This window comes from Streptomyces bohaiensis, from assembly GCF_012033785.1.
GTDB classification, from domain to species: Bacteria; Actinomycetota; Actinomycetes; order Streptomycetales; family Streptomycetaceae; genus Streptomyces; species Streptomyces bohaiensis.
The window spans coordinates 1-11,494 of sequence record NZ_JAAVJC010000154.1; the positions used below are offsets into that span (position 1 = coordinate 1).

Below are 11,494 nucleotides of genomic sequence, written 5' to 3' on the forward strand. Positions count from 1 at the left end.
GCCGGTGCCCGCCGCCTGCTCGCAGCGGCCCGGCGACGGGCGTACCGGCGAGGTCAGCGGAGGTCCGAGAGCCTGCCCACCGAGGTGACCCGCAGCACCGCGCGACCCTCCGCGTCCGAGGCGGTCAGGTCCACCTCGGCGGAGATGCCCCAGTCGTGGTCGCCCGCCGGGTCGTGGAAGGTCTGGCGGACCCGCCACAGCGCGTCGTCCGGCTCCTCCTCGATCTGCAGCAGCTTGGGGCCGCGGGCGTCCGGCCCGGTGCCCAGAGAGTCGTACTCCTCCCAGTAGGCGTCCAGCGCCTCGCCCCAGGCGGCGGCGTCCCACCCCGACTCGGAGTCCAGGGAGCCGAGTTCGTCCGCCCGGTCCAACGCCGCCAGCTCCACGCGGCGGAAGAGCGCGTTGCGCACCAGTACGCGGAAGGCACGGGCGTTGGCCGTCACCGGCTTCACCTGGTCCGCCCGCTCGCGGGCCTCCTCCGCGTCCTCCTCGGCCGGGTTGGCCAACTGCTCCCACTCGTCGAGCAGGCTGGAGTCGACCTGGCGGACCAGCTCGCCCAGCCACGCGGTGATGTCCTGGAGGTCCTCGGACTTCAGGTCGTCCGGCACCGTGTGCTCCAGCGCCTTGTAGGCGCCGGCGAGGTACCGCAGCACGATGCCCTCGGTCCGGGCCAGCTCGTAGTGGGAGACGAACTCGCTGAAGGTCATGGCCCGCTCGTACATGTCGCGCACGACCGACTTCGGCGACAGCGGGTGGTCCCCGACCCACGGGTGACTGTGGCGGTAGACGTGGTAGGCGTGGAAGAGCTGCTCCTCCAGCGGCTTGGGATGGGTGATGTCCATCAGCCGCTCCATGCGCTCCTCGTACTCGATCCCGTCCGCTTTCATCTGGCCCACGGCCTCGCCCCGGGCCTTGTTCTGCTGCGCGGCCAGGATCTGCCGGGGGTCGTCGAGAATCGCCTCCACCACCGAGACCATGTCCAGCGCGTAGCTCGGCGACTCCGGCTCCAGCAGCTCGAACGCGGCCAGCGCGAAGGTGGAGAGCGGCTGGTTCAGAGCGAAGTCCGCCTGGAGGTCGACGGTCAGCCGCACGATCCGGCCCTGGGGGTCCGGCTCGGGCAGCCGCTCCACGATGCCGCCGTCCAGCAGCGAGCGGTAGATCGCGAGGGCCCGCCGGATGTGGCGCAGCTGTTGCCGCCGCGGCTCGTGGTTGTCCTCCAGCAGCCGCCGCATCGCGTCGAAGGCGTTGCCCGGGCGAGCGATCACCGACAGGAGCATCGCGTGGCTGACCCGGAACCGGCTGGTCAACGGCTCCGGATCGGCCGCGATCAGCTTCTCGAAGGTGTTTTGCCCCCAGTTCACGAAACCCTCGGGGGCCTTCTTGCGCACCACCTTGCGCCGCTTCTTCGGGTCGTCGCCGGCCTTGGCGAGCGCCTTCTCGTTCTCCACCACGTGCTCGGGCGCCTGCGCCACCACGAAGCCGGAGGTGTCGAAGCCGGCCCGTCCGGCGCGTCCGGCGATCTGGTGGAACTCGCGGGCGCGCAGCGTGCGGACCCGCGTCCCGTCGTACTTGGTCAGCGCCGTGAACAGCACCGTCCGGATGGGGACGTTGACGCCGACGCCCAGCGTGTCGGTGCCGCAGATGACCTTCAGCAGGCCGGCCTGGGCGAGCTTCTCCACCAGGCGGCGGTACTTCGGCAGCATCCCCGCGTGGTGCACGCCGATGCCGTGGCGCACGTACCGGGAGAGGTTGCGCCCGAAGCGGGTGGTGAACCGGAAGTTGCCGATCAGTTCGGCGATCTGGTCCTTCTCCGCCCGGGTGCACATGTTGATGCTCATCAGCGCCTGCGCCCGCTCGACGGCCTGCGCCTGGGTGAAGTGCACGATGTAGACCGGCGACTGGCGGGTCTCCAGCAGTTCGGTGAGGGTCTCCGTCAGCGGGGTCGTCCGGTACTCGTAGCTCAGCGGCACCGGGCGCGTCGCGGACCGCACCACCGCGGTGGAGCGGCCGGTGCGGCGCGTCAGGTCCTCCTCGAAGCGGCTGACGTCCCCCAGCGTCGCCGACATCAGCACGAACTGCGCCTGAGGCAGTTCCAGCAGCGGGATCTGCCACGCCCACCCGCGGTCGGCCTCCGCGTAGAAGTGGAACTCGTCCATCACCACCTGGCCGATGTCGGCGTTGCGGCCGTCCCGCAGGGCGATGGAGGCCAGTACCTCGGCGGTGCAGCAGATCACCGGGGCGTCGGCGTTCACCGAGGCGTCACCGGTGAGCATGCCGACGTTCTCGGTCCCGAAGATCTTGCACAGCTCGAAGAACTTCTCCGACACCAGCGCCTTGATCGGCGCGGTGTAGAAGGTGACCTCGTCCCGCGCCAGCGCCGAGAAGTGCGCTCCCGCCGCGACCAGGGACTTCCCCGACCCGGTGGGGGTGGAGAGGATCACGTTGGCGCCGGAGACCACTTCGATCAGTGCTTCCTCCTGCGCGGGGTAGAGGGTGATCCCCCGCTCGGTCGTCCACGACGCGAAGGCGTCGAAGAGAGCGTCGGGATCGGCGTCCGGAGGAATCTGGTCGATGAGGGTCACCGGACCATCTTGCCTGTCCGCGGCCCGCGAGGGGGAACCGGCTGATCATCCGAAGATCCACTGGGGCTACGCTGTGGCGCCACGGAGCACCTACCCGCGCACGCGGCGGGGCCCTGATCCTTCCCAACCTGCAACACGAGACGGGGCGTTACGTCGATGATGGGACCTGCGCACTCACTGTCCGGCGCGATGGCGTGGCTGGGGGTGGGCCTCGCCACCTCCTGGGCGGGCGCACCCATGCCCTGGGCCGTGCTGCTGACCGGCACCCTGATCTGCGCGGGAGCCGCTCTCGCTCCCGACCTCGACCACAAGTCCGCGACCATATCGAGGGCCTTCGGGCCGCCGTCGCGGTGGTTGGCCGCCCTCATCGACAAGCTCTCCGCCGCCGTCTACAACGCGACCCGGGGACGACGCGACCGCCGGCGCAGCGGTGGGCACCGGACCCTCACGCACACCTGGGTCTGGGCGGTGCTGATAGGGGTGGGCTTCTCGGCCGCGGCGATCTTCTGGGGCCGCTGGGCCGTGCTGGTCATCCTGTTCATCCACATGGTCCTCGCCGTGGAGGGCCTGCTGTGGCGCCACGCCCGCCCCTCCAGCGACGTGCTGGTGTGGATGCTCGGCGCGGCCGCCGCCTGGATCCTCGCCGGCATCCTCGACCAGCCGGGCAACGGCTCCGCCTGGCTGTTCCCCGACCATCCCTACCTCTGGATCGGGTTGCCGATCATTCTCGGTTCCGTCGTCCACACCATCGGCGACAGCATCACCATCTCGGGGTGCCCGATGTTCTGGCCGCTGTCGATCAAGGGACGCCGCTGGTACCCCGCCGGGACCCCCGCCTTCATGCGCTTCCGTGCCGGGTCGCACGTCGAGAACGCCGTGCTGATGCCGACCTTCATGGTGGTCGGTGGCGTGTGCGGCGCGGGCGCCCTGTACTTCGCCTGACCGCGATCGCGACGACCCGGACGAGCGGGACGGGCGAGGTCGCGGCCGGCGTCCCGGGGGACGGTCAGACCTCCTCGGCCGAGGTCGGCTCCCCCCGCGAGGCGGCCGGGCCGCTCTCGTCGGGCAGCCGCGACCAGCCGCTGACCGGCCCGGCGCCGCCTGCCCCCGGGCCCACCCAGAACGCCGTCCGGGTGGCGGGGTCCATCTGCGCCCCGAAGCGTCCGTCGCCGGAGGACCGGCCCGTGAGCCGCCGTCCGATCCACGGGAAGAGATGGGCGCGGGCGAAGCGCACGTCCGCCGCGCGACGCGATCCCCAGCGCGCGGCGGGGGAGGGCGGCATCGGCGCCTCCCAGTCGGACTCCGCCGGCAGACCCAGCCGCTGCCAGACGGCCTCCGCCACCCGGGCGTGGGCCTCGGCGGTCAGGTGGAGCCGGTCATCGGCCCACATGCGCTGGTCGGCCAGGGAGCGCGCCGAGTAGAGGTCGACCACCAGCGCGCCGTGGCGTTCCCCGATCGCGTCGATCTCGGCGAACAGCTCCTGCATGCGCGGCCGGTAGCGGTCGAACACCGGACCCCGCCGCCCGGGCGTCTTCATCAGCACGAGCGTGCCGCACGACGGCGCCAGCGTCGCGACGGCCTTCTCCAGCTGCTCGCAGACCCGCGTGAGTTCGTACCCGGGACGCAGCGCGTCGTTGAGCCCTCCCACCAGGGTCACCAGGTCCGCGCCGAGCGCGGCGGCGGCCGGCAGCTGCTCGTCCACGATCTGCGTGATGAGCTTGCCGCGTACGGCGAGATTGGCGTACCGGAAGCCGTCGGGGGAGCGGGCGCCCAGGCGTGCGGCGAGCGCATCGGCCCACCCCCGGTAGCTCCCGTCGGGCATCAGGTCGGACATGCCCTCGGTGAACGAGTCCCCGACGGCGACGAAACTGCGGATCTGCGGCTGTGTCCCCATGGCGTGCGCCATGCTAACGGGTGGGCGGCCGGGTCCACCCCCGCACCGGGGTCACGGCGCCGGCGGCAGGGTCAGATCCGCTGCCAGCGCGCCATCGCCAGGGCGAAGGCGCCGTAGCACGCCAGCCCCGCCGCCGTGGCGGTCAGGACCCAGGGGCCGGCGGGCGCCGAGGCGAGCGACCGCAGGGCATTGTCCAGCCCCACCGCCTCGTCGGGATCGAAGACGATCGCCGCGCGGCAGACGAAGAAACCGGCGGTGGCGAAGACCAGGCCGCGCGCCAGTTCGCCGCCGGTGCCGAGCACATCCAGCAGGCGCCGGCCCCACCTCGGCACGCCGGGGCGCAACTCCTCCCGCCACTTGCGGCGCACGGCCCGAACGCCCATCCACACCCCGACCCCGATGACGACCAGCCCCGCCAGTCCCACCAGCCACCGACCGGCGGGCCACTCCATCGCCTGTGCGGTCAGGTCCCGCGACTGCTCGTCGCTGGAGCCGCTGTCCTGCTCGCCCGCGGCGAAGCCCAGCACCGAGAAGGAGGTGACGGCGCACAGCACCGCGGCGCCGGCCATCGGTATGCGGCTCTTCGCGGTGTGGCCCTCCGGACCGGCGGTGCCCACCAGCGCCTGGGCCAGCCGCCACAGCCCGAGCGCGCCGATGCCGCAGCCCACCGCCCACACCAGCGCCGCGCCGAACGGCTGCTGGGCCAGTTCCTCCAGAGCCCCGCCCTGATCCGCCTGCTGGCCGTCGCCGTCGAAGGCGACACGCAGCGCGAGGACGCCGACCAGCAGGTAGATGACCGCCTGTGACACCAGTCCGGCCCTGGCCAGCGCACGGAACGCCGGACTCCGCTGTGCGTCGCGGGCCCCGCTCTTGGCCTTCTTCGCGGTACGCCGGCCCTCGTCGGCGATCGTTCCTGTCATCGTGCCTCCCGGCGCCCGGTCCACTGACGGCCGACTGCCCCGGTGACCTCGGGGGAAACGCCGGAGCCGCCGCCGGCGGAAGCACGCGCCTCCCGACGGCCCGCCACCGCGTCCTCCCCCTCGGCTCACGAGTCGGGGATCCGTCGGCACGGTCGCGGCCGACGCACCCCCGACTCAGGACACCAGCTCCGCGGGCGGGCGGGATGAGTACGAGAGCGGATACCGTCCGTGCCGCGCGGCCGGTTGGCTACCACCATGCAGAATGACTCCGCGCACCCGAGCCGCACGGGAGATCAGGACGACACGGCGGCCGCCGCGGGATGGTGCGCCCGGCTGGCCGCCGCCATGGGGCTCCTGCTGCTGCCGCTGCTGCTTCCCGCCCCGCTGCGCCCCGGGGCGGCGCCGTACGGCGCACCGTCCTGCGCCGTTCCCTCCTGCGCCACCGGCGCAGAGGTGTACGTGGCCCTCACGGTGTCGGTGGTGCTCGGGATCTGGGCGCTCTGTGCGCCGGTCGGCCGGACGTCCCCACCCGTCCGCGTGCTCTGCGCCTGCGGACAGGCGTGGACCTTGTTCTTCGTCCTCAGCGTGGCCGGCTGAGCCCGGCCCCGCGCCCCGGCGCCGCCGCGATCCGGACGATTCGGAGCAGCGGCCGGGGCGCCCGACCGTGTTCACCCGCACCAGCCGGACACCCGCCCCGCACCGCACCGCACCGGGGCGGGGCGGGGCGGGGCGGGAGGCGGCGTCAGGCCAGCCCCTGGGCCGCCCGGTGGTGGGGCAGGTTCCACCGCAGCCGGTCCTCGAACCCCTCGCTGGTGGTGGTGTCGCCGATCACCAGCAGCTCGGTGTCGGTGATCCGCGCCAGGTCGCGCCAGGCACCGGTGCCCGCGGTGGTGAGCACCGTGTGGTGCGGGCCGCCCGCCATCAGCCAGCACTCGGCCGAGACCGGCAGCGACGGCCGCGGCCGCCAGACCGCGCGTGCCACCGGCAGCCGGGGGAGCGGCTCGTCCGGCGGTACGACGTCGATCTCGTTGGCGACGAGGCGGAAGCGTCCGCCGAGGTCGACGAGGCCCACGACCGCCGCCGGGCCCGGCGCCGCGTCGAAGACCAGGCGCACGGGATCCTCCCGGCCGCCGATCGAGAGCGGATGGATCTCGCAGGAGGGCGCCTGCGCCGCCAGGGAGGGGCAGACCTCCAGCATGTGCGCGCCGAGCACCTTCGGCTCGCCCGGCCCGAAGTGGTAGGTGTAGTCCTCCATGAAGGAGGCGCGGCCCATCGTCTTGGCGGTGGCGAGCAGCGCCGCGGTCTTCCAGTCTCCCTCACCGCCGAAGCCGTACCCCTGGGCCATCAGCCGCTGCACGGCGAGCCCCGGCAGCTGGCGCAGCCCGGCGAGGTCCTCGAAGTTGGTGGTGAACGCTCCGAAGTCGCCCTCCACCAGGAAATCGCGCAGCGCGGCCTCGATGCGGGCGGCGTAGCGCAGCGAACCGTGCCGCTCCCCGCCCGGCGCGAGTTCCGGGGCCACCCGGTAGCTGTCGAGGTACTCCTCCACCAGGCCGTCCAGCACTCCCTCGCCGACGCCGTCCACACGATCGGCGAGGTCGGTGACCGCGTAGGTGTTGACGCTGACGCCGAACCGCAGTTCCGCCTCGACCTTGTCGCCCTCGGTCACCGCGACGTTCCGCATGTTGTCGCCGAACCTCGCGACCCGCAGCGAGCTCAGCCGGCGGTGGCCGACCGCCGCGCGGACCCAGTCACCGATCCGCTCCGCGACCGCCGGGTCGGAGGCGTGCCCCACCACCGTCTTGCGCCGCGTCCCGATCCTGGTCTGCACGTACCCGAACTCCCGGTCGCCGTGGGCGGCCTGGTTGAGGTTCATGAAGTCCATGTCGATCGTGGACCAGGGGAGTTCGCGGTTGAGCTGCGTGTGCAGGTGCAGCAGCGGCTTGCGGAGCCGGTCCAGGCCCGTGATCCACATCTTCGCCGGGGAGAAGGTGTGCATCCAGGCGATGACACCCACGCAGTCCGGGTCGGCGTCGGCGTCGGCGAGCTCGGCACGGATCGCGGCCGCGTCGGTGAGGACCGGCCGCGCCACCACCCGGGCCCCCAGCCGTGCGGGTCCGGGCAGCAGCTCGGCGACCGCCCGGGACTGCGCGGCGACCTGATCCAGCACCTCCGGCCCGTACAGGTGCTGACTTCCGGTCAGGAACCGGACCGTCGGTGTGCCGGCGGGGCCGGCGGGGCCGGTGGTGTCGGTGCCGGTGGTCATCGCGCCTCCTCGGGGGCATCGGACTGCCCGTAGACGTTCTGATAGCGCTCGTACAGCCGCGTGACCGCCGCCGGATCGAGTTCCCGCGGGTCGCCCAGCTGCCGGGCGAGATGCACGGTGCGGGCGACGTCCTCCAGCATGACGGCCGACTTCACGGCGGCCCGCGCGTCCCGGCCGACGGTGAACGGCCCGTGGCCGCTCATCAGGACCGCCGTCGAACGGCTGCCGCGCAGCGTCTCCACGATGCCCCGCCCGATGGAGTCGTCGCCGATCATGGCGAACGGCCCCACCGGCACCGGCCCCCCGAACTCGTCGGCCATCATCGTCAGTACGCAGGGGATGGGTTCCCCCAGCGCCGACCAGGCCGTCGCATAGGGGGAGTGGGTGTGGACGACACCGCCGACCTCCGGCATGTGCCGGTACACGTAGGCGTGGGCCGCGGTGTCCGAGGACGGGGCGAACTCACCCTCCACCAGGCGGCCGTGGAGGTCGGTGACGACCATGGAGTCCGGGCCGAGCTCCTCGTAGGAGACGCCCGACGGCTTGATCACCATGAGGTCGGCGCCCGGCACCCTCGCCGAGACGTTGCCGGCGGTCCAGATGACCAGTTCGTAGCGCGTCAGCTCCCGGTGGAGCGCCGCCACCGTCCCGCGCAGCGCCGCCACCGCTTCGGTGTGGGTCATGACGTCTCCCTCGCCTCGACGGCCGAGCGGCGCAGCGCCCGCAGTGTGTGCATCACGTCGTTGGCGCCGCGCCCGAAGGTGTCGTGCAGCGCCCGGTACTCCGCGAACAGTTGGTCGTAGACGGCGGTGGCGGCGGGGTCGGGGCGGTGGACCGCCCGGTCGACCGCCCCCATGGCCTCGGCCGCCGTGCGGATGTCGGCATGCGCGCCGGCGGCGACCGCGGCGTGCAGCGCCGCGCCCAGCGCGGGCCCCTGCGCGGAACGGATGACCGACAGCGGCATGCCGAGGACGTCGGCGTAGATCCGCATCAGCAGCGGGTTGCGCACCAGCCCGCCCGCCACCACGAGTTCGGTCACGGGCACGCCCGCGGCGGCGAAGGTCTCCACGATGACGCGGGTACCGAAGGCGGTCGCCTCCAGCAGCGCGCGGTAGACGTCCTCGGCGCGGGTCGCCAGCGTCTGGCCCAGCACCAGACCCGAGAGCTCGTGGTCGACCAGGACCGACCGGTTGCCGTTGTGCCAGTCCAGTGCCAGCAGCCCGTGCTCGCCCACCCCCTGCTGTGCGGCCAGTTCGGAGAGGAGCTCATGGACGGTGAGGCCGGCGTCGCGGGCCCGGTCGTGGTACACGGGCGGCACCTGGTTCTCCACGTACCAGGCGAAGATGTCGCCCACTCCGCTCTGGCCGGCCTCGTACCCCCACAGTCCGGGGACGATCCCGCCGTCCACGACACCGCACATCCCGGGGACCTCGGCCAGGTGCTCCGCGCTCATCACATGGCAGGTGGAGGTGCCCATGATGGCGACCATCTGACCCGGCTCCACCGCTCCCGCCGCCGGCGCGGTCACATGCGCGTCGACGTTGCCCACGCAGACCGCGATCCCTTCGGGGAGCCCGGTCCAGCCCGCCGCGCGGGCGTCGAGCCCGCCCGCGCGGTCCCCGAGTCGGCCCGTGGGCTGCTCCAGCTTGTCCGGGACGAACGAGGCGAAACCCGGATGGAGCGCCCCCAGGAACGCGGGGTCGGGGTAGGCGCCGTCCTGGAGGATGCCCTTGTAGCCGGCGCTGCACGCGTTGCGGACGTGGGTGCCGGTCAGTTCCCACACGATCCAGTCGGCCGCCTCGACCCAGCACTCGGTGGCGGCGTAGACCTCGGGGTCCTCCTCCAGGATCTGCAGCGCCTTCGCGAACTCCCACTCCGAGGAGATCAGTCCGCCGTACCGGGCGAGCCAGGGCTCGGCCCGCTCCCGAGCCAGCGCGTTGATCCGGTCGGCCTGGCCCTGCGCGGCGTGGTGCTTCCACAGCTTGGCGTAGGCGTGGGGGCGTTCGGCCAGCCCGGGCAGTTCGCACAGCGGTGTGCCGGACGCCGTGGTGGGCACCATGGTGCACGCGGTGAACGCGGTGCCCAGGCCCACCACGTCGGCCGGGTCGGCCCCGGCGTCGGCAAGGGCCGCGGGTACGGCGTGCCGCAGCACCTCGCGGTAGTCGTCGGGCACCTGCAGGGCCCAGTCGGGCGGCAGCCGTTCGCCGCCCGCGGCCGACGGAAGCGCCTCGTCGAGGACGCCGTGCCGGTACGGGTGGACACCGGTGCCCAGTTCGGCTCCGTCGCGGACGCGTACCACCACCGCCCGTCCCGACAGGGTGCCGAAGTCGACACCGACGACCAGTGCCTCGGACGTCCGCGTCATGGCCTCACCTCCGTGCGTTGAGCTGGTTCGAGCGTTCGAGCAGGGATTGTTATCGCTAACATCACGCACGTCAAGAGGTGGCACACGCACAGTGAGCACGGAGCACGGTGGTCGTCGACGCCCCGAGCGCCCGCCGGACCGGCGCACCGGGCCGGGCGACGCGTGCGGTCGGGGCGTGTGGTCGAGCGGCGGGCGCGGGTCAGGCGGGAGGCGGCGCCACGCTGGCGCGCTCCACCAGCGTGGGGGTGATCGTCCGCGTGGGCGCGCCCTCGCCCCGACCGGCCATCCGGTCCAGCAGCAGGGAGAGGGTCTGCTCCGCCACCGCGTCGAAGTCGGGTCGCACGGTCGTCAGCGGCGGAATGAAGTACGGCGCCTCCGGCACGTCGTCGAACCCCACGACGCTGACGTCCTCGGGCACCCGGCGGCCCCGTTCGGCCAGCGCCCGCAGCACGCCGAGCGCCTGGTGGTCGTTGGCGGCGAAGACTGCCGACACCTCCGGCATCCGCGCCAGCAACTGCCCCGCCCGGTACCCGGAGGCCGCGCTCCAGTCGCCGGTGCTGACCGGCGGCACCTCCGCCCCGGCCTCGCGCAGCGCGCGCTGCCATCCGCGGACGCGGCCCGCCGCGTCGAACCAGTCCTCCGGCCCGGAGACGTGCCACACCGTCCGGTGCCCGGCCGCCAGCAGAAGGGCGGTGGCCGCGTATGCCCCCGCCTCCTGGTCGACCGTCACCAGCGCGGCGCCGTGCCGTCCCGGGTCGCCGTCCACCGCGACCAGCGGCACGTCCCCCGGGACCTGGGACAGCGCCGCGTCGGCAGGGCCCGTGGGCGCTATCACCACGATGCCCGCCACCCGCTGGTCGCGGTGGTGCTCGACCGCTGCGGTGATCGACGCGCGGTCCAGCTCCCGTACCCGCCGCACGCTCACCACGAACCCGCGCGCCGCCGCGGCCAGCTCGAACGAGGCCAGCAGGGACGACGGCCCGTAGAGGGTGGAGTTCTGGGTCACCACCCCGATCAGCTGCGACCTACCGGTCACCAGGGTGCGGGCCGCGCGGTTGGGCCGGTACCCCAGCTCCTCGATGGCCGCGCGCACCCGCAGTTGCGTCTGCCGGCGCACGTTCGGGTGGCCGTTGAGCACCCGGGAGACCGTCTGGTGCGAGACCCCCGCGAGCTTGGCGACGTCACTCATCGCCGGTTCCCTCGGCGCCCGCACGGGCGCCGCGGTCTCCTCCACGGGACCTCCCCAAGCCGTCGGCCGTCGCAGCGCGGGCCGGTCCGGCGCGTCGCAGGTCACGTCGGGCGCCGGGTCCGCACCAGGCTACTCGGTTCACGCCGTCGCGACCCGGCGCCCGGGGGGGGGGGGGGGGCGGGGGGGGGGGACCGCCCGGTCGACCGCCCCCATGGCCTCGGCCGCCGTGCGGATGTCGGCATGCGCGCCGGCGGCGACCGCGGCGTGCAGCGCCGCGCCCAGCG

Annotated in this window: 9 protein-coding genes; 2 read left to right on the plus strand and 7 right to left on the minus strand. The window is 73.4% G+C overall.

What is annotated here, in order from left to right:
- Positions 1 to 53 precede the first annotated feature (53 nt).
- Positions 54 to 2,579 carry a DEAD/DEAH box helicase gene (locus HCN52_RS16345; RefSeq protein ID WP_168089190.1) on the minus strand — a complete coding sequence of 842 codons (2,526 nt, stop codon included), beginning with the start codon at positions 2,577 to 2,579 and terminating at the stop codon, positions 54 to 56.
- A 156-nt stretch (positions 2,580 to 2,735) separates the two neighbouring features.
- Here HCN52_RS16345 and HCN52_RS16350 point away from each other — a divergent pair, with 156 nt between their 5' ends.
- Entirely contained in the window at positions 2,736 to 3,521 is a 786-nt protein-coding gene (locus HCN52_RS16350; protein ID WP_168089191.1) for a metal-dependent hydrolase, read from the plus strand.
- Positions 3,522 to 3,585: 64 nt separating this feature from the next.
- Here the strand turns inward: HCN52_RS16350 and HCN52_RS16355 are convergent, their stop codons facing one another.
- Together HCN52_RS16355 and HCN52_RS16360 are read right to left on the minus strand one after the other, a co-directional pair.
- A complete protein-coding gene (locus HCN52_RS16355) occupies positions 3,586 to 4,473 on the minus strand; it encodes an SGNH/GDSL hydrolase family protein (protein ID WP_168089192.1) in 888 nt (295 codons plus the stop codon).
- 71 nt (positions 4,474 to 4,544) lie between these two features.
- Positions 4,545 to 5,393 carry a DUF1206 domain-containing protein gene (locus HCN52_RS16360; protein WP_168089193.1) on the minus strand — a complete coding sequence of 283 codons (849 nt, stop codon included), beginning with the start codon at positions 5,391 to 5,393 and terminating at the stop codon, positions 4,545 to 4,547.
- A gap of 255 nt (positions 5,394 to 5,648) precedes the next feature.
- Here HCN52_RS16360 and HCN52_RS16365 point away from each other — a divergent pair, with 255 nt between their 5' ends.
- On the plus strand, positions 5,649 to 5,990 hold the full coding sequence (locus HCN52_RS16365) for a hypothetical protein (RefSeq protein WP_168089194.1): 342 nt from the start codon (positions 5,649 to 5,651) through the stop codon (positions 5,988 to 5,990).
- Between the two features lie 145 nt (positions 5,991 to 6,135).
- Here HCN52_RS16365 and araA read toward each other — a convergent pair whose 3' ends face one another.
- The 4 genes from araA to HCN52_RS16385 form a co-directional block, all read right to left on the minus strand.
- Positions 6,136 to 7,656 carry an L-arabinose isomerase gene (gene araA, locus HCN52_RS16370; RefSeq protein ID WP_168089195.1) on the minus strand — a complete coding sequence of 507 codons (1,521 nt, stop codon included), beginning with the start codon at positions 7,654 to 7,656 and terminating at the stop codon, positions 6,136 to 6,138.
- Positions 7,653 to 8,339, minus strand: a complete 687-nt coding sequence (locus tag HCN52_RS16375) for an L-ribulose-5-phosphate 4-epimerase (RefSeq protein ID WP_168089196.1) — start codon at positions 8,337 to 8,339, stop codon at positions 7,653 to 7,655. The genes araA and HCN52_RS16375 overlap by 4 nt, the downstream gene beginning before the upstream one ends.
- Positions 8,336 to 10,021, minus strand: a complete 1,686-nt coding sequence (gene araB / locus HCN52_RS16380; RefSeq protein ID WP_168089197.1) for a ribulokinase — start codon at positions 10,019 to 10,021, stop codon at positions 8,336 to 8,338. Before araB ends, HCN52_RS16375 begins: the two co-directional genes overlap by 4 nt.
- Before the next feature lie 199 nt (positions 10,022 to 10,220).
- The gene (locus HCN52_RS16385; RefSeq protein ID WP_168089198.1) at positions 10,221 to 11,210 is read right to left on the minus strand and encodes a LacI family DNA-binding transcriptional regulator; all 990 of its coding nucleotides are present in this window, start codon (positions 11,208 to 11,210) and stop codon (positions 10,221 to 10,223) included.
- Positions 11,211 to 11,494: the final 284 nt, after the last annotated feature.

Excerpts from the sequence above, each read along its gene's own strand:
- HCN52_RS16350 (WP_168089191.1), top strand. The coding sequence starts at position 2,736 with ATGATGGGACCTGCGCACTCACTGTCCGGCGCGATGGCGTGGCTGGGG.
- HCN52_RS16355 (WP_168089192.1), bottom strand. The coding sequence starts at position 4,473 with ATGGGGACACAGCCGCAGATCCGCAGTTTCGTCGCCGTCGGGGACTCG.
- HCN52_RS16360 (WP_168089193.1), bottom strand. The coding sequence starts at position 5,393 with ATGACAGGAACGATCGCCGACGAGGGCCGGCGTACCGCGAAGAAGGCC.
- HCN52_RS16365 (WP_168089194.1), top strand. The coding sequence starts at position 5,649 with ATGCAGAATGACTCCGCGCACCCGAGCCGCACGGGAGATCAGGACGAC.
- araA (WP_168089195.1), bottom strand. The coding sequence starts at position 7,656 with ATGACCACCGGCACCGACACCACCGGCCCCGCCGGCCCCGCCGGCACA.
- HCN52_RS16375 (WP_168089196.1), bottom strand. The coding sequence starts at position 8,339 with ATGACCCACACCGAAGCGGTGGCGGCGCTGCGCGGGACGGTGGCGGCG.
- araB (WP_168089197.1), bottom strand. The coding sequence starts at position 10,021 with ATGACGCGGACGTCCGAGGCACTGGTCGTCGGTGTCGACTTCGGCACC.
- HCN52_RS16385 (WP_168089198.1), bottom strand. The coding sequence starts at position 11,210 with ATGAGTGACGTCGCCAAGCTCGCGGGGGTCTCGCACCAGACGGTCTCC.